Here is an 18,218-nt window from a genome sequence, read left to right on the forward strand (position 1 = left end):
TTAATACAGGCGACAAATATAACAAAATTTCATTAAAACACTGGACATATATTAAATTGTATATTAAGGCCCTTCTGCCACTGCGTGGCATCTCCCCTCCCAGGGGGAATGCCCGGAGGGCAAGGGGGTTATTTTCGGCCCAACTATAAAAAAACTATAAAATAATGGAGAATAACATAAAAAACAGGGGGTATGTTAATAAAAAACAATCTAAATAACGAAAATAACCCTAAAAAACAGGGTGTATATTAAAAATATCTCTATTTTTGTAAAAAATACTTAAAAAAATGGCAGAACTCAGATTTAGTGCATTAAGAGAAGTGTTCAACCGCGAACCGGTTGCAGTCTCAACACCATCTAAAGTTGTATCCGAATACTTCGGAGAGAATGTTTTTGATCTTCCAAAAATGGAACACTACCTGTCGAAAGAGGCATATAAAGTAGTGAAAAGGGCTATACATGAAGGTAAATCATTAAGCCGTCAGGAAGCGAACCAGGTTGCTACCGGGCTCAAAGCATGGGCTATAAGTAAAGGTGCCACTCACTATACCCACTGGTTCCATCCGCTTACTGACGGGACAGCTGAGAAGCATGATGGATTTATGGAAATGGGCGATAATGGCCGGGTTGTTGAGAATTTTTCAGGAGAAGTACTGGTTCAGTCTGAACCTGATGCCTCAAGTTTTCCAAGCGGTGGTATTCGTAATACATTTGAAGCAAGAGGCTATACTGCATGGGATGTTTCATCCCCGGTATTTATTGTAGGTACAACACTTTGTATTCCGACAATTTTCGTATCATATACAGGAGAAGTTCTTGATTATAAAGCTCCTCTTCTTAAGGCTCTCTCTGCACTTGATAAAGCAGCAGTAGATGTCTGTCAGTACTTTGATAAAGATGTCAATAAAGTAATTGCCACTCTCGGTTGTGAGCAGGAGTATTTTCTGATTGATGAAGCATTGTATTATGCAAGACCTGATCTTATGCTTGCAGAAAGAACAATGATGGGTCACCAGTCTTCTAAAGACCAGCAGCTGTCCGATCATTACTTCGGATCAATTCCTGAACGGGTAATGAATTTCATGGAGGATTTTGAATGCGAAGCTTATCGTCTGGGAATTCCGGTAAAGACACGTCATAATGAGGTAGCTCCCAATCAGTTTGAATGTGCCCCGATATTTGAGGAGGTAAACCTGGCAGTTGATCACAACCAGCTTCTGATGGATATTATGAAGAGGGTAGCTCGCAAACATAAATTCAGAGTACTGTTTCATGAAAAGCCTTTTGCAGGGATCAACGGATCAGGTAAACATAATAACTGGTCGATGGCTACCAATACCGGAGTAAACCTTTTGTCTCCCGGTAAGAATCCAAAAACAAATCTGCAGTTCCTTACATTTCTTGTAAATGTTGTGAAGGCAGTATATGATAATAACGAGATTCTCAGAGCATCAGTAATGAATGAGACCAATTCTTACCGTCTTGGTGGTCATGAGGCTCCTCCCGCAATAATATCAATATTCCTCGGATCGTACCTTACAGGAATGCTCGAGAATATTGCACGAAAGGTTACCGATGCCAAAATGACTCCGGCTCAGAAGACTGAACTGAAACTGGGTATTGGTAAAATACCTGAGATAATGCTCGACAATACCGACAGAAACCGTACTTCCCCATTTGCTTTTACCGGTAACAGGTTTGAATTCAGGGCAGTAGGCTCATCTGCCAACTGCAGCTCAGCAATGATTGTCCTTAATGCTGCCGTCGCTCATCAGCTCGCACAGTTCAAAAAGGATGTCGATGTTATTATTAAAAAGGGAAGAAACAAGGATGAAGCAATATTTATGGTACTGAAAAAGTACATTCTTGAATCTGAAAAGGTATTGTTTGAAGGTGATGGTTATAGTGCTGAATGGCATAAGGAGGCGAAGAAAAGAGGCCTTTCAAATATTGCCAGCGTACCTGAATCAATTAGCACATTGCTCAGTGCAAAATCAAGAAGCACACTTGTTGGATCAGGAGTATTGACAGATAAAGAGCTCGAAAGCCGTGTTGAGGTGGAATATGAAAAATTTACCAAAAAGGTTCAGATTGAAGCACGTGTACTTGGAGATCTTGCTATAAATCATATTGTCCCGACTGCAATAACTTATATGACTACTCTTATTGAAAATGTTAAAGGACTCAAGGAGATATTTAAGGATACAGAATTTGAAAGACTCGCCGGACCTCGTAAAGAGATGATTGTTACAATATCAGATCATATCTCAAATATTAAGAGACTGGTGGCTGAAATGATCGAGGAACGTAAAAAAGCCAATGTCATAACTGATACATATAAAATGGCATTAGCCTATGAGAGCAAGGTAAAACCTTATATGGATGAGATCCGGGTACATATCGACAAACTGGAGCTAATTGTTGATAACGAGATATGGCCGCTTCCTAAATACAGGGAGTTGCTTTTCACAAGATAAGTTGGGTTGTATTTTATTCATAGTTTAAGTTAAAGGGACTCCTGCTGGAGTCCCTTTTTTTGATATACTATTAACAAACTTATTACGTTACTTTAATTATTACCAGAATTCCTTAAATTGATTACTTTTATGCTCAAATTCATGGCGGATTTATGAAACGATTATTGTTATTTATCATATTGCTTTCTATTGTTGCTAATCCTGACGTTTCAGCCCAGAAACGAAAATCAGACAGAGCTTATGCCGCTTTTGCCGCCGGGGAGTATTTCGATGCAATTGATCAGTTTAAGGACGCATATTCCAAAACCAAGAAGGCTGATAAAAATACCCGGACTGAGCTTGTGTTTATGATTGCTGAGTGCTATAGACTTATAAATGATCCCAAAAATGCCGAGACATGGTATAAACTGGCAGTGAAATCGTCATTTTCACGACCCGATGCACAATTCTGGCTTGCCGAATCAATAAAGAAGAACGGGAAACATCAGCAGGCAATAGATGAATTTAAGAAGTATAAACAGATTGCACCTTCCGATGCCAGAGCTGACCAGGAGATCCGTTCCTGCGAACTGGCTATCGAATGGCTAAGGAATCCCGAAGCATATAAGGTCGAAGACCTGAGAGATATCAACTCCAAAGAATCTGATTTTAGTCCGGCATATGGAAGAGACGATTTCGGACTCATATATTTTACATCCTCGCGTGACGATGCCGCAGGTACTCAGACACATGGCGCAACCGGTCAAAGCTATACTGATATCTTTGAAAGCCGGATGGATAAGAAATCCAAATGGAGCACTCCTGTGCCGGTGCAGGCAATAAACAGCGAGTTTGAAGACGGTACTCCTTCTTTTTCTTCCGATTATAAGGAGATTTATTTCACACGCTGCGAGGCAGGAAAACGTGAGAAGAAAGGTTGTGTTATAATGGTATCAAAAAAGTCGGGGGATACGTGGAGTGAACCCAAAAACATTGGAGTATTACCCGACTCTGTTGTAGCTGCACATCCTTCAATATCACCCGACGGATCAACTCTTTATTTTGTTTCTGATATAGCAGGAGGATCAGGGAAAAAAGACATCTGGAAAGTGACAAGATCAGGAAACGGTGCATGGTCAAAACCTGAAAATCTTGGTCCAGATATTAACACGCCCGGAGATGAACTATTCCCTTATGAAAGAAGCGATGGGACTCTCTATTTTGCGTCTGACGGATTAATAGGAATGGGGGGACTCGATATTTTCAGGGCTAAGCCGCAGCCTGACGGCAGCTGGACTGTTCAGAACATGAAACCCCCGATCAATAGTTTTGCGGATGATTTTGGAATTACTTTCGAAGGCGAGAATGAGAGAGGAATATTCAGCTCTACAAGAAAGGGGAGAGGGAATGATGATCTCTATCTGTTTGAACTTCCACCCCTGAAGTTTAGTGTAACAGGTCTGGTTAAAGATGAAAAAACCGGGGCTCCTGTAACAGGATCACTCGTTGAACTGATTGCCAGCGACGGCAACAGCCTTCAGTCAGAGACAGGTACAGGAGGTGATTTTAAATTTGCCCTTAAAGCTGATGTAGATTATATAATGGTCGCATCAAAAAGGGGATACCTTAAGGGTAAAGACAAAGAGACTACAAAAGGCCAGGAGAAGAGCCGTGAATTTATGGTGACAATACTTCTCACACCGATAGATAATCCAATTGAACTTCCGAATATTCTTTACGATTTTGGAAAGTGGGAATTACGACCCGAATCGATGGTTTCGCTTGATAAGCTTGTTGAAACACTCATAGATAACCCAAATGTGACAATTGAACTTATGTCGCATACCGACTCAAGAGATACCGAGCAATACAACCAGGATCTTTCTCAAAAAAGAGCACAGGTTGTAGTTCAGTACCTTATTGAAAAAGGAATTGAAGCTGAACGACTTTCAGCTAAAGGGTATGGTGAGTCGACACCGAAAGTTGTTGATGCCATTATCGCTGCTCAGAATCCTTTCCTCAGATCTGGGGCAACACTGACAGAACAATTGATTAATTCCCTGTCGACCGATGAACAAAAAGAGATTGCCCATCAGATAAACAGGAGAACGGAATTCAGGGTATTGAGAACAGATTATGAAGCCCCAAAGAAATAAAAGGTAACTCTTCATCATATGAGATATTTGCTTTCACTTCTCCTGCTTTGTTTTGTAACAATTGTTACAATTGCTGATCCTCCTGCTAAAACAATCCGCATTCTGGTAATTACTGGTGGACACACATATAAAGTGGAGCAGTTTAACCAGATGCTTTCAGGTCTGGGCGATAACATAACTTATAAGGTAGCTGAACTTCCGGCTGCATATGATATGTTTCTTCCTGAAAACCGCATAAGCTATGATGTTCTTGTATTTTACCACATGTGGCAGAAAATTACTGATGAGCAGGCAAAAGTTTTTGCAGAATGCATAAGTGAAGGAAAACCGGTGGTAGCACTGCACCATAGTATTTGTGCTTACGACGACTGGACTGAATACTGGAACATAATAGGAGGAAAATATTTTCATAAAGCAACTACTTTCAGGGGCAAGGAGTATCAGCCCTGCTCTTATATACATGATGTTCATTTCAATGTAAAGGTTGTAAGTAAGAACAATCCTGTAACTAAAGGTGTAGATGATTTCCCGATTTTTGATGAGACTTATAAGGGCTATTATGTTGAAGAGGGTGTAACCCCCCTTCTTACTACTGATGAACCGAGCAGCACACCTTTAATAGGATGGTCAAAGATGTATGGAAAATCAAGAATAGTTGTGCTTCAGAGTGGTCACGATGTGCCTACTTTTGAAAACCAGAACTTCAGAAAGCTGCTTAAGCAATCTATAGAATGGGTGTATAAGGGAATAAATTAAGATATGTCAACCGAATCAAAATATAGCAAAAGAGGTGTTTCTTCTGCAAAGGAAGATGTTCATGCTGCCATTAAGAATATCGATAAAGGGCTCTATCCAAGGGCTTTTTGCAAAATAGTACCCGATCTCCTGGGTGGCGACGCTGAATACTGTAATATAATGCATGCCGACGGCGCCGGAACAAAATCATCACTCGCCTATATCTACTGGAAGGAAACAGGTGACCTGTCGGTATGGAAAGGGATTGCCCAGGATGCCATTGTAATGAATCTTGATGATTTACTATGTATAGGTGCTTACAGCAATATTCTCCTCTCCTCCACTATAGGGCGAAATAAAAATCATATACCGGCCGAGGTTCTGTCAGCTGTTATTAATGGTACCGAAGAAGTACTTGAAGAATTAAGGAACCTGGGAGTCGGAATATTTTCCACCGGCGGCGAAACGGCCGATATTGGCGATTTGGTTAGAACGATCGTTGTGGATTCCACAGTTGTTGCCCGGATGAAAAGGGCGGATGTGATCTCAAACCATAATATAAGAAAGGGTGATGTAATTATCGGATTATCATCCTCGGGACAGGCTTCTTATGAAAAAGAGTATAACAGCGGTATGGGAAGCAACGGATTAACTTCCGCGAGGCACGATGTATTTGCTCCTTATCTTGCTTCAAAATATCCTGAGAGCCTCGATACCACGCTGCCTTATGATCTCATATATTCAGGCCGATACCGGCTTACCGATCAAATTGAAGGATTAAATACTGATGCCGCAAAAATGGTTCTTTCTCCGACCCGTACTTATGCCCCGGTTATAATCAAAGTGCTGGAGTCAATACGCCACGAGATACACGGAATGGTCCATTGTTCAGGAGGAGGACAGACAAAAGTGATGCATTTCGTTGAAAATCTGCATGTTATTAAAGATAATTTGTTCCCGTTACCTCCTCTGTTCAGAATTATTCAGGAGCAATCAGGTACACCATGGTCCGAAATGTATAAGGTTTTCAATATGGGGCACAGGTTTGAGATTTATACTGATGAAAAAAACAGTCAGAAGATAATTGAAATTGTTTCATCGTTCAATATCGACGCAAAAGTTATTGGTCACTGTGAATCTTCAGACAGTAAGAGGCTTACCATAAAATCTGAATTCGGAACATTTGATTATTAATTTATTTATTTCTGTGCAGGATTCATTCTGTCCATAATTTTTTGTTACACAGAGTTACACTGAGGATACACAGAGTTGCACAGAGTAAAGATCTCCTCTTCACCTCTTCTCCCTTTCTCCAATTCTTTCTTTTTCCTATGCGCCGTTAACCCTTTGTGCCTTTGCGCCTTTTTATTACCTTTGCCCCCTGAAAATTTATCATGCTATGGCAAATAATATGATTCTTGAGAAGCTTGAAGGCGTGAAAACACGGTTCATTGAGGTTGGTGATCTTCTTACCCAGCCCGAGATTCTCACGGATATGAAGAAGTATGTCAGACTGAATAAGGAATATAAAGACCTTTTGCCAATTGTTGAATCGTACGAGAGATATAAACTGGCTCTTAGTAATATAGCCAGTGCAAAAGAAATAATGGCAACAGAAAAGGATGATGAGATGCGCGAGATGGCAAAAGCTGAATTCGATGAGCTCACCGCCGGATTGCCTGAGATGGAGGATGAAATAAAGATGCTCATCATTCCTGCTGATCCTGAGGATGATAAGAATGCGGTTATGGAGATAAGAGCAGGAACCGGCGGTGACGAGGCAAGTATTTTTGCAGGAGATCTGTTCAGAATGTACAGCAAGTTCTTCGAAACAAAAGGGTGGAAAGTTGATGTTACAAATATTTCGGAAGGAACTGCCGGTGGCTATAAAGAAATAGTCTTAAGCATCACAGGAACAGGTGTTTATGGAATAATGAAATATGAATCAGGAGTGCACCGGGTTCAGCGTGTTCCTCAGACTGAGACCCAGGGACGAATTCATACATCTGCTGCATCAGTTGTTGTTCTGCCAGAAGCTGACGAGTTTGATATCGATCTAAGGACTGAAGATATCCGTAAAGATACCTATTGTTCTTCGGGCCCGGGCGGACAGTCAGTTAACACTACATATTCTGCAATTAGACTGACACATATTCCTTCCGGAATAGTTGTCACATGTCAGGATGAAAAATCGCAGCTTAAAAACTATGATAAAGCTCTCAAGGAACTGAGGACAAGGCTTTACAACCTTGAGTATCAGAAGTACCTCGATGAGGTTTCACACCGGAGAAAGACAATGGTTTCAACCGGTGACAGATCGGCCAAGATACGTACTTATAACTATCCCCAGGGACGAATGACTGATCACCGTATCAATCTTACAATATATAATCTTCCTTCAATCCTCGATGGCAACATCCAGGAGGTGCTCGATAAGCTGCAAATGGCTGAAAATGCTGAACGATTAAAAGAAAGCAACATCTAATTCCGGTTTTCATGAACCACGATTCCCTGTTTGAACAGATAGTCAGAAAACACTCCTTCCTTTGTGTCGGACTTGATTCCGAGATTGAAAAGATTCCATCATTTCTTCATAAGGAAAAAGATCCGGTATTCGAGTTTAACAAACGGATCATCGATTCAACTCATAAATATACAGTGGCTTATAAACCCAATGTAGCCTTTTATGAGTGCTATGGTGCAAAGGGATGGATTACTCTTGAGGCTACGGTAAGATATATCAGGGACAATTATCCTGAAATTTTTATAATAGCTGATGCAAAGCGCGGAGATATTGGCAATACTTCAAAAATGTATGCCAAAGCATTTCTCGAAAATATGCCATTCGACGCAATAACTGTTGCTCCGTACATGGGAGAAGACTCTGTAACACCTTTTCTTACATATAAGGATAAATGGGTTGTCCTTCTTGCCCTTACTTCAAATAAAGGAGCAGATGATTTTCAGTACCATAGCGATGATGGAATTAAACTCTTTGAGAGAGTATTATCCGTTTCCAGAAAATGGGGTACAATAAATAATATGATGTATGTTGTAGGTGCCACACGCGCCGAGATGCTTAAAGATATCCGAAAACTGGTTCCTGACCATTTCCTTCTTGTCCCTGGTATCGGAGCACAGGGAGGCAGTCTCGAAGAAGTGGCAAAGTATGGTATGAACAGCAAATGCGGTCTCCTTGTCAACTCCTCGCGCGGGATAATCTTCGCCGATAACACCGAAAACTTTGATAAAGTAGCCGGAGAAAAGGCTTTGGAGGTTCAGCTCGAAATGGAGAAATATCTTTCTGAACGGAGTCTGATTTAAAAGAATCTGAATTTTTGCATTTCGAAATCATAATTTCTGAGATTCTCTGTGGCTCTCTGTGTCTTCTCAGTGGACCTCTGTGTAACAAAAAATAAGAACTTACACAGAGTGACACGGAGGAATCACAGAGTTACACAGAGAAAAAGAAATGTACCAACAATATTGCGTTTGATACTTTTTTCTTAATTTTATATTCTTGCTGCTTTCTCATTTAATTCGTGCTAAGAATGAAAGAGGAGTTTCTTCATTACCTGTGGAAATACAGTTTGTATAATGCTGACAGTCTGCTTGACAGCGACGGTAAACTGATTACAGTTATTCATCCAGGGGAATATAACCGTGATTCAGGACCGGATTTTTTCAATTCACGATTATTAATAGGAGATACCCTCTGGGCAGGGAATGTGGAAATTCATACCCGCTCATCCCATTTCGAGATGCATGGTCATCAGACCGATCCGGCCTTTAACAATGTGATACTGCATGTCGTGGCTGAAAACGACAGGAAGGTTTTCAATCAAATGGGAGAGGAAATACTTACCTCCGAAATAAAATTTGATCAGACATTATATGATAAATACCTTTCGCTGGTAAATAATCCGTATGTAATTGCCTGTCAGGATGAGCTTTGCAAAGTCGATAAAATACTTATCCGTCACTGGCTCACCTCACTGTTAATTGAAAGGCTTCAGGAGAAGGCGGAGATGATACTCCGTATTATGGATGAAACCGGAAATGACTGGGATGAAACATTTTACAGGCTGTTATCGAGATATTTTGGGTTCAGAGTTAATACTGAGCCGTTTGAGATGCTTGCCAGGGCACTCCCTTTCCGTATTATCAGAAAGCATGCCGATAACAGATTTCAGATTGAGGCACTTCTCTTTGGCGCAGCCGGTATGCTCGACGAAGGTCTCTTTAAGGATGCCCTTTCTGATGAATATTACCGGAGTCTTATCAGAGAGTACAGAATCCTCTCATCAAAATACTCTCTGCAGTCACTTCAGGGTTGGATCTGGAAATTCTCCAGATTGAGACCAGCCAATTTCCCTACCCTGAGAATTTCACAGCTTGCATCAATGCTTTCTGCTACAGGCGGCCTTTTTTCAAAGGTTATTGAGGCAGATAAGGTTACACGGCTTAAAAAACTATTTGAGGTATCTGCATCAGATTACTGGGATGACCATTATGTTTTTGGCAGGAAGAGCAGAAAATCACAAAAAAACACCGGATCACAGACGACAGATATACTGCTTATAAATGCTGTTATTCCCGCAATATTTGTTTTTGGCAAAAGCCGCGACCGTCAGGATATCTGTGAAAGGGCTCTCGACTTTCTCGAAGGTGTTGAAGCTGAGGACAATAAAATAATTTCAGAGTGGAGAAATGCAGGAATGCTTGTTGAATCTGCATTTTATTCGCAGGCGCTAATTCAGCTGAGAAATGAATATTGCAGAAACAGAAAATGCCTCAGTTGCAGAATCGGCAACAAAATCATTAGTCAGGGAAGTAAACTGAAAGACCAGGATGAGCTTATTCTTGAGCCGTAAATGAGTTAGCGGGAGTATCATATAGGAATTAACCTAAGCTTTTGGGATGAAAGAGAAACTGCATATAGAAGTTTCCCCTCCTTTTGAAGGAGGGGTGGTCGGGATGACTGATTATCATATATATACAGAATTCTATTTCCCGACCGGGGTGGTTGATTCTCTGATTTCTTATTATTCTTAATGATATGAAAAACCAAAACATCTTTAACAGGAAAAGTCTTAAGTTCTTCAGATCAACACTTAGGAACAAGTCCACCTCTGCTGAGGCTGAGTTATGAAACATTTTAAAGTCAAAGAGACTTGATTTAAGAAAATTCAGAAGACAACACAGTATAGGTAACTACATAGTTGACTTTTTTTGTACTTCAGAAAAACTAATAATTGAACTTGATGGTAATCCGCATGGTGAATATCATAAAATAGAAAAAGACATAAAAAGAGATCAGTATCTTGAAGGTCTTGGATTCACAGTACTAAGATTTGAAAACAGACTAGTATTTCAGGAACCTGAATTTGTAAAAAATGAAATTAGGAAAAACTTCAAAAATAAAGATCTGGAATTAGAATAAACAATCAACCACCCCGGCCGGTATAGGCATTTGTATCATGATTAATAAGTGGTCCGGCCACCCCTCCTTCAAAAGGAGGGGAAATGTATCAAACACACATTCTGCGCTTTACATTCTGTTTAGTCCTTAAATCTTTCACTATCTTAATTTATATAACCTCTTAAGTTGACGGTTATGGGGAGTATCCCCCTATGCTAAAGCTATGGATGACAAGGTGGGGAGAAATGGTGATGGGGAGATTCTTTTGACGAATAATTAAAAATCATTGACAAATAGCTGAATGATAATGTTATTAGACGCAACGTTTAGTACATTTTACACGTCTTTATAATAGGACAGGAACAATTTTTAGCAGCATGTTTTCGTTCCTGTAAAAATAAATAATTCATCAACTTTGTAAAAAAAAAGTCAATTGTTTGATAATTTACATAAAAAAGCCTTATTTTTGCGTTCCAAAATTGGAGACTCGATCTATATTTGGATTAACAATATTTTAATTAGAGATATGTATTTAACAACAGAAAAGAAGCAGGAGTTTTTCAAGACATTCGGAACATCTGAAATAGACACCGGAACTGCAGAAGGCCAGATAGCGCTGTTCTCATACAGGATCAATCATCTTACAGAGCATCTTAAGAAGAATAAGAAAGACTTCAGTACCCAGCAGGCACTTATTAAGCTTGTAGGTAAGAGAAGAAGGCTTTTAGACTACCTTAAAGTTAAAGATATCGAGCGGTATCGCGAAATCATAAAAGCGTTGAAATTACGTAAATAGAGTATAAAAGGCAATCTAAAATTGCCTTTTTTCATACTATTTAAGCTTATTTTGTAATTTCAATAATCATAAAATCATATATAATGTTTAAAGTTAAAGAAAAGATTATTGATCTCGGCGACGGGAGGACAATAACCCTTGAGACAGGCAGAATGGCCAGACAGGCCGATGGTTCTGTTTTGTTAAAAATGGGAAAGACAATGTTGCTGGCAACAGTAGTATCGGCACGCGAAGCAAAAGAAGATGTTGACTTCATGCCGTTGTCAGTTGAATACAAGGAAAAATACGCATCATCCGGACGTTTCCCCGGCGGATTTCTTAAGAGGGAAGCACGTGCATCTGATTATGAGATTCTGGTATCAAGGCTGGTTGACAGAGTTTTGCGACCACTTTTCCCGGATGATTATCATGCAGAAACATTTGTTACAATAAACCTGGTTTCCGCCGATATGGACATTATACCTGATGCTCTTGCAGGTCTTGCAGCATCTGCAGCACTTGCTGTATCAGATATTCCGTTCAATGGCCCGATATCAGAGGTAAGGGTTGCCAGAATAAACAAAAAGTTTATTGTGAATCCTGCAGCTTCTGAGCTTGAAAATGCTGACATCGACCTTATGGTTGGAGCAACATATGATAACATTATGATGGTTGAAGGTGAAATGAAGGAAGTCTCTGAAGAGGAGATGCTTGAAGCCCTCAGAATTGCACACGATGCCATTAAAGTCCAGTGTAAGGCTGTGATGGAATTTGCCGAAGAGGTGGGTTCAACTGTTAAGCGTACTTACTGTCACGAGACAAATGATGAGGATCTCAGAAAAAAAGTGTGGGATGAGACCTACACAAAATGTTATGAGGCTGCTAAATCATGCACTGCCGATAAACACAAAAGAATCGATTCATTCGAAAATATTGTAAAGGAATTCTTAGCACAGTATACAGATGAGAATCCTGTTAATGAGGGTCTGGTAAAGAAATATTATCACGATGTGCTGAAGGAAGCTTCAAGGAGACTGGTTCTTGATGACAATGTTCGTCTCGACGGAAGAAAACCCGACGAGATCAGGCAGATTGTATGTGAGATAGATCCTCTTCCTGCAACTCATGGTTCATCTCTTTTCACAAGGGGAGAGACACAGTCTCTTACAACTGTAACTCTTGGTACCAAGCTCGATGAGAAAATTATTGACGACGTTTTGAACAAAGGAACTGAGAAGTTCACTCTGCATTATAACTTTCCTCCGTTCGCTACAGGTGAAGCCAAGGCTTACCGTGGTGTTGGAAGAAGGGAAATAGGTCATGGCAACCTTGCTCATCGTGCACTTAAAAATATGATGCCATCTGATGATGAGAATCCATATGCAATAAGGGTTGTGTCTGATATTCTTGAGTCGAACGGATCCTCATCAATGGCAACTGTTTGTGCCGGAACACTTGCACTTATGGATGCCGGAGTAAAACTTAAAAAGCCTGTTTCAGGAATCGCAATGGGACTTATCTCAGACAAGAACACTAAAAAATATGCTGTTCTTTCTGATATTCTCGGTGATGAAGATCACCTGGGAGATATGGACTTTAAGGTTACCGGAACACGCGATGGCATAACAGCCACACAGATGGATATCAAAGTTGACGGACTTTCGTTTGAGATTCTAACAAAAGCTCTTCATCAGGCAAAGGCAGGAAGACTGCACATCCTTGGTATTATGAACAATACAATCTCTGAGCCTCGTCCGGAACTTAAACCCCACGCTCCAAGGATTGAAATGCTGACAATTCCTAAGGAGATGATCGGCGCACTTATTGGTCCGGGCGGAAAAGTAATTCAGGAGATCCAGCGTACAACCGGAGCAACAATTATTGTTGAAGAGATAGATGGTCATGGTGATGTGAATATCTTTGGCGAGAATGCCGAAGTTATTACTGCCGCCCTAGACTGGGTGAAAAAAATTGTTACTGTACCGGAAATAGGTCAGGTATACAGAGGAAAAGTGAAAACAATTGTTCAGTTTGGTGCATTTGTGGAGATCCTCCCGAATAAGGATGGACTTCTTCATATCTCTGAAATTGAATGGAGAAAGATAGACAAGGTTGAGGATGTTCTTAAGGAGGGTCAGGAGATTGAAGTTAAGATAATCGATATTGATCCGAAAACAGGGAAACTTAAATTATCCCGTAAAGAGCTGCTCCCTCGTCCTCCGCGTCCGGAAGCTCCTAAAAAAGATCCTGAACAGAATCCAAATAATTAAAAAGAGTCCCGCAAAAGCGGGATTTTTTTTTAATTTTAAGGCATGAAGATCAGGTATAATTATGTCGTTATTGAGGGGAACATAGGGGCAGGGAAAACCACTCTTGCCAGCCGGATTGCTGATCAGTTCAATGCCCGTCTCATACTTGAGCATTTTGCTGATAATCCGTTTCTTCCAAAGTTTTATAAGGAGCCGGATAAGTATTCATTTCCCCTCGAACTTTCCTTCCTGGCAAGCAGATACAAGCAACTTCAGGAAGAACTTGTTCCCCAGGATCTTTTTAAATCCTTTTCAGTAGCTGATTATTACTTCATGAAATCACTTGTTTTTGCTGCATCAACACTCACAGGTGATGAATATAATCTTTACCGGCAGATCTTCTATATAATATACGGGTCATTGCCTAAGCCTGATATCTACGTATATCTTCATCTTAATCCTGACCGTCTGATACGGAATATTGAGAAGCGCGGAAGGAATTATGAAAAGTCTATAACAAAAGAATACCTGCAGAAAATCCAGGATAGTTATTTTTCATTCTTTAAGCAAAATCCTGAGAACAAATATCTGGTTATTGATGTTAATGATATAGACTTTGTGGAGAATGAAAGCCACTACACCAAAATTATCGATACCATTTTTTATAATAATTACCCTGTGGGACTTAATAAGGTGATATTGTAATTTTAATTTGTTTTAAATTGTTCCATATTGTCTAAATTTTTTTAAATTTGCACATATGTTCGAGATTTAGTATATTGTTCATTATTAACAGACAAACAAGCAAACATTAACAAATAACACTTTTTAACTATGAAAAAATTCAGAAGCTATTTTATCCTTATCCTAGCCGCAACACTCATGACTGGTTGCAGCGGCCTGAGTAAGATGCAGAAAAACTCTAACTTGATCAAGTATGAGGTCACTCCTAAGGTCCTTGAAGCACATGCCGGGATGATTAATGTTACAATCAAAGGTACCTTCCCAGCAAGCTATTTTGACAAGAAGACCACTGTAACCGCTACTCCGGTTCTTACTTATGCTGGTGGCGAAACCGCTTTTGATAAAGTTCAGGTTCTTCAGGGTGAAAGCGTTCAGGCTAATAATAAAGTTATCACATATAACGGTGGTGATTTCTCTTACACAGCCAGCATACCTTATAAGGAAGGTATGAAAGTTTCTGAACTGATGCTGAGAGCTAAAGCTGTAAGAGGTACAAAGAGCCTTGATTTCGCTCCTGTGAAACTTGCTGATGGTGTTATAATCACTTCTACTCTTGTTGAGAAAGAAGATAAATCTATTTCTACAAAAGATTCTTATGTCAGAATCAATCCTGAAACTCAGGCAGCTGACATTAACTATCTTATCAATAAATCAGATGTTCGTGCTACAGAACTGAAAGCTGAAGATATTGCTCTTCTGAAAGAATATATCAAAACTGCATCTGCAGATCCAAACCGTCAGTTGAAAAGTGCAGTTGTCAGTTCATATGCTTCTCCAGACGGAAAACTTGAGCTTAACGAGAAACTCTCAGTTAACAGAGGTACCTCAGCTGATAAATTCATTAAGAAAGAGTTTGATAAGATTGAAGCTGCAAAAACAGCAGGTTTCTTCGATTCAAAGACCACAGCCGAAGACTGGGACGGTTTCAAAGCTGAAGTTGAGAAATCAACTATTCAGGATAAAGAACTTATCCTTCGCGTTCTCTCAATGTACTCAGATGCAGATGTACGTGAGAAGGAAATCAAAAACATGTCAGCAGCTTTCGAAACTCTGAAAACAGACATTCTTCCTAAACTCAGAAGATCAAAGATGATTGTTAATGTTGACAAAGTTGGTCGCAGCGATGAGCAGATTCTTGCTCAGATGAGACAGGATCCTAAAGCATTAGGTCTTGAGGAACAGTTGCGTGCAGCTTCACTTACAACAGATCTTAACGAAAGACTCAAATTCTATCAGATAACTCTTGAGAATACTCCAAAATGTATCCGCGCTGCTAATAACGTTGGAACCACATTCATGGATCTTGGAAAAGTAGATGATGCTGTTGCTGCATTTGAAAAAGCAAAAGCTATTCAGAACAACGATCTTATCAAGAATAACCTTGGATTTGCTTCACTTGTAAAAGGTGACCTTGCTAAAGCTGAAGAGTATTTCACATCTATGACTGCTGCTACAACAGAGTCAAAATGGGGTCTTGGTGTTATTGCTATAACAAAAGGCGAATATGACAAAGCAGTTAATTACTTTGGTACAGAGCCTTGCTTCAACCTTGCACTTGCACAGCTTCTTAAAGGCGATGTTAACAAAGCTAAGTTAACCCTCGATGCAATTAAAGAACCTTGCAAATGCGGAAAACCATCTTACCTGAAAGCTGTAGTTGGCGCTCGTCTTGACGACAGGACATACATGCTTAATGGTCTTCGCGAAGCTATCGGATTCAAACCTGAGTGGAAAGCTTATGCTAAAACTGACCTTGAATTCGCTAAGTTCTTCAATGATGACACTTTCAAATCAACTGTTCAGTAATTCTAAGAATTGCCAGATATTAAGAAAGGGGCCTGCAAGGGTCCCTTTTTTATTTTTTATTTACCTCCCACAACACAATACCCACACTTATAGCAATATTAAACGAGTGTTTGGTGCCAAACTGCGGGATCTCAACACACTGATCACACATATTAATTATATCCTGGTCAACCCCATTCACCTCATGTCCGAATACAAGGGCATACTTTTGTCCTGCAGTTATTTTCAAATCCTGAAGCTCAACAGAACCTTCAGCCTGTTCAATTCCAAGAATCTTGAATCCCCTCGATTTCAAGTCGGTTATAGCATCTGATGTTTTATTAAAATATTTCCATGTAACAGACTCAGTTGCGCCCAATGCTGTCTTTTGTATTTCCCTGTGCGGAGGAGTGGAAGTAATTCCGCATAGATAGATTGAATCAGTAAGGAAAGCATCGGCAGTTCTGAATATTGAACCCACATTACTCTGACTTCTTACATTGTCGAGTACAATTACAAAATCTGATTTTTCGGACTGTTTGTACTGGTCGACAGATTTTCTCTCCAGTTCACTATTCTGAAGCTTACGCATTCTTTTTTATGCGAAATTAACTAATTTATCTTTTAATTGTTATTATTTTGTGAACGGTGAACTATATGATCAGAAGTTACTTTTTTACCTAAAACATTCAATATGAACATTCATGAATTTCAGGGTAAGTCGCTGCTTAAAACTTACAACGTTGATATCCAGGAGGGATTTGTAGCTGAGACAGCTGAACATGCTGTGACTGTTGCGCAACAGCTTAAGGAGATAACAGGTACTGAATATTTTGTTGTCAAAGCTCAGATTCATGCCGGAGGAAGAGGTAAAGGGGGAGGTGTAAAACTGGCCAAATCAGTTGAAGAAGCCGGCAAAATTACTTCCCAGATGCTGGGAATGCAGCTTATCACGCCTCAGACTGGTCCGGAAGGCAAAAAAGTAAATAAGGTACTGATCGCGCAGGATGTTTATTATAAAGGTGAATCTCCCATTGAAGAGTATTATATAAGTATTCTCCTCAACAGAAATACAGGCAGATATATAATTATGTATTCAACTGAAGGTGGAATGTCGATTGAGGAGGTTGCTGAGAAAACTCCGGAGCTGATATTCACTGAAGAGATAGATCCATCGGTAGGACTGCAGCAGTTTCAAACCCGCAATATAGCATTCAGATTGCGGTTAACAGGATTGGCTTTTAAGAATATGCAGAAGTTCCTTCAGGGAATATATGAAACATATGTTGCTTGTGACGCACAACTTCTGGAGGTTAATCCGGTACTAAAGACCAGCGACAACAGGATTCTGGCAGTTGATTGCAAGCTTGTACTTGATGATAATGCTCTTTTCCGTCATCCGGAACTGGCAAGCATGAGGGATGTAAATGAGGAAGATCCGGTTGATGTAGAGGCAGGCAGTCATAATCTCAATTTTGTTAAGCTCGATGGCAATGTTGGTTGTATGGTCAACGGCGCAGGCCTTGCAATGGCAACAATGGATATCATAAAACTTTCAGGCGGTTCGCCTGCAAACTTTCTTGATGTGGGTGGAGGTGCCAGTCCTAAAACAGTTGAAGCCGGCTTCAGGATAATCCTGAAAGATCCTGCAGTAAAAGCTATTCTGATTAATATTTTCGGTGGAATAGTCAGGTGCGACAGGGTTGCCAATGGCGTCGTTGAGGCATATAAGTCTATTGGCGAAATAAAGGTTCCTGTTATAGTAAGGCTTCAGGGGACAAATGCTGAGGAGGCAAAGACTATAATTGATAATTCAGGGCTTGCCGTATATTCCGCTATCTCATTCAGAGAGGCAGCTGACCTGGTGACCAAAGTGTTAAACTGATTTCAGGAGAT

General features: G+C 40.1%; 13 protein-coding genes and 1 pseudogene. 13 read left to right on the plus strand and 1 reads right to left on the minus strand.

The genetic code is table 11. The features are described from left to right. Nucleotides 1-287: 287 nt before the first annotated feature. The 12 genes and pseudogenes from IPJ16_07860 to IPJ16_07915 all read left to right on the plus strand — a co-directional run bounded on the left by IPJ16_07860 (nt 288) and on the right by IPJ16_07915 (nt 16,343). Nucleotides 288-2,477 carry a glutamine synthetase III gene (locus IPJ16_07860; GenBank protein MBK7627099.1) on the plus strand — a complete coding sequence of 730 codons (2,190 nt, stop codon included), beginning with the start codon at nt 288-290 and terminating at the stop codon, nt 2,475-2,477. Nucleotides 2,478-2,629: 152 nt separating this feature from the next. Beyond that, nucleotides 2,630-4,612 (plus strand): OmpA family protein, encoded by a 1,983-nt coding sequence (locus tag IPJ16_07865; GenBank protein ID MBK7627100.1) that lies wholly within the window; start codon nt 2,630-2,632, stop codon nt 4,610-4,612. Between the two features lie 18 nt (nt 4,613-4,630). Beyond that, complete coding sequence (locus tag IPJ16_07870; protein ID MBK7627101.1) at nt 4,631-5,368, plus strand: ThuA domain-containing protein; 738 nt, start codon at nt 4,631-4,633, stop codon at nt 5,366-5,368. A 3-nt stretch (nt 5,369-5,371) separates the two neighbouring features. Beyond that, the gene (locus IPJ16_07875; protein MBK7627102.1) at nt 5,372-6,541 is read left to right on the plus strand and encodes a phosphoribosylformylglycinamidine cyclo-ligase; all 1,170 of its coding nucleotides are present in this window, start codon (nt 5,372-5,374) and stop codon (nt 6,539-6,541) included. A 205-nt stretch (nt 6,542-6,746) separates the two neighbouring features. Then, complete coding sequence (gene prfA, locus IPJ16_07880) at nt 6,747-7,832, plus strand: peptide chain release factor 1 (GenBank protein ID MBK7627103.1); 1,086 nt, start codon at nt 6,747-6,749, stop codon at nt 7,830-7,832. 11 nt (nt 7,833-7,843) lie between these two features. Beyond that, nucleotides 7,844-8,671, plus strand: a complete 828-nt coding sequence (gene pyrF, locus IPJ16_07885; GenBank protein ID MBK7627104.1) for an orotidine-5'-phosphate decarboxylase — start codon at nt 7,844-7,846, stop codon at nt 8,669-8,671. A 227-nt stretch (nt 8,672-8,898) separates the two neighbouring features. Further along, complete coding sequence (locus tag IPJ16_07890; GenBank protein MBK7627105.1) at nt 8,899-10,221, plus strand: DUF2851 family protein; 1,323 nt, start codon at nt 8,899-8,901, stop codon at nt 10,219-10,221. A gap of 185 nt (nt 10,222-10,406) precedes the next feature. Continuing rightward, nucleotides 10,407-10,790: pseudogene (locus tag IPJ16_07895) on the plus strand (DUF559 domain-containing protein). 505 nt (nt 10,791-11,295) lie between these two features. Continuing rightward, nucleotides 11,296-11,565, plus strand: a complete 270-nt coding sequence (gene rpsO, locus IPJ16_07900) for a 30S ribosomal protein S15 (protein MBK7627106.1) — start codon at nt 11,296-11,298, stop codon at nt 11,563-11,565. Between the two features lie 83 nt (nt 11,566-11,648). Further along, a complete protein-coding gene (gene pnp, locus IPJ16_07905; protein MBK7627107.1) occupies nt 11,649-13,814 on the plus strand; it encodes a polyribonucleotide nucleotidyltransferase in 2,166 nt (721 codons plus the stop codon). Between the two features lie 42 nt (nt 13,815-13,856). Next, on the plus strand, nt 13,857-14,498 hold the full coding sequence (locus IPJ16_07910) for a deoxynucleoside kinase (protein MBK7627108.1): 642 nt from the start codon (nt 13,857-13,859) through the stop codon (nt 14,496-14,498). Nucleotides 14,499-14,627: 129 nt separating this feature from the next. Beyond that, nucleotides 14,628-16,343, plus strand: coding sequence for a hypothetical protein (locus IPJ16_07915; protein ID MBK7627109.1), 1,716 nt, complete (start codon nt 14,628-14,630; stop codon nt 16,341-16,343). Nucleotides 16,344-16,392: 49 nt separating this feature from the next. Here the strand turns inward: IPJ16_07915 and IPJ16_07920 are convergent, their stop codons facing one another. Then, complete coding sequence (locus IPJ16_07920; GenBank protein ID MBK7627110.1) at nt 16,393-16,914, minus strand: RNA methyltransferase; 522 nt, start codon at nt 16,912-16,914, stop codon at nt 16,393-16,395. A gap of 102 nt (nt 16,915-17,016) precedes the next feature. Here IPJ16_07920 and sucC point away from each other — a divergent pair, with 102 nt between their 5' ends. Continuing rightward, nucleotides 17,017-18,207, plus strand: a complete 1,191-nt coding sequence (sucC, locus tag IPJ16_07925; GenBank protein ID MBK7627111.1) for an ADP-forming succinate--CoA ligase subunit beta — start codon at nt 17,017-17,019, stop codon at nt 18,205-18,207. The last annotated feature ends 11 nt before the right edge of the window (nt 18,208-18,218 follow it).

This window comes from Bacteroidales bacterium (assembly GCA_016709865.1).
In the GTDB taxonomy this organism is placed as follows: Bacteria; Bacteroidota; Bacteroidia; order Bacteroidales; family VadinHA17; genus LD21.

Bases quoted from the DNA above. Each gene is read 5' to 3' on its own strand.
- IPJ16_07860 (MBK7627099.1), top strand. From the start codon at position 288: ATGGCAGAACTCAGATTTAGTGCATTAAGAGAAGTGTTCAACCGCGAA.
- IPJ16_07865 (MBK7627100.1), top strand. From the start codon at position 2,630: ATGAAACGATTATTGTTATTTATCATATTGCTTTCTATTGTTGCTAAT.
- IPJ16_07870 (MBK7627101.1), top strand. From the start codon at position 4,631: ATGAGATATTTGCTTTCACTTCTCCTGCTTTGTTTTGTAACAATTGTT.
- IPJ16_07875 (MBK7627102.1), top strand. From the start codon at position 5,372: ATGTCAACCGAATCAAAATATAGCAAAAGAGGTGTTTCTTCTGCAAAG.
- prfA (MBK7627103.1), top strand. From the start codon at position 6,747: ATGGCAAATAATATGATTCTTGAGAAGCTTGAAGGCGTGAAAACACGG.
- pyrF (MBK7627104.1), top strand. From the start codon at position 7,844: ATGAACCACGATTCCCTGTTTGAACAGATAGTCAGAAAACACTCCTTC.
- IPJ16_07890 (MBK7627105.1), top strand. From the start codon at position 8,899: ATGAAAGAGGAGTTTCTTCATTACCTGTGGAAATACAGTTTGTATAAT.
- rpsO (MBK7627106.1), top strand. From the start codon at position 11,296: ATGTATTTAACAACAGAAAAGAAGCAGGAGTTTTTCAAGACATTCGGA.
- pnp (MBK7627107.1), top strand. From the start codon at position 11,649: ATGTTTAAAGTTAAAGAAAAGATTATTGATCTCGGCGACGGGAGGACA.
- IPJ16_07910 (MBK7627108.1), top strand. From the start codon at position 13,857: ATGAAGATCAGGTATAATTATGTCGTTATTGAGGGGAACATAGGGGCA.
- IPJ16_07915 (MBK7627109.1), top strand. From the start codon at position 14,628: ATGAAAAAATTCAGAAGCTATTTTATCCTTATCCTAGCCGCAACACTC.
- IPJ16_07920 (MBK7627110.1), bottom strand. From the start codon at position 16,914: ATGCGTAAGCTTCAGAATAGTGAACTGGAGAGAAAATCTGTCGACCAG.
- sucC (MBK7627111.1), top strand. From the start codon at position 17,017: ATGAACATTCATGAATTTCAGGGTAAGTCGCTGCTTAAAACTTACAAC.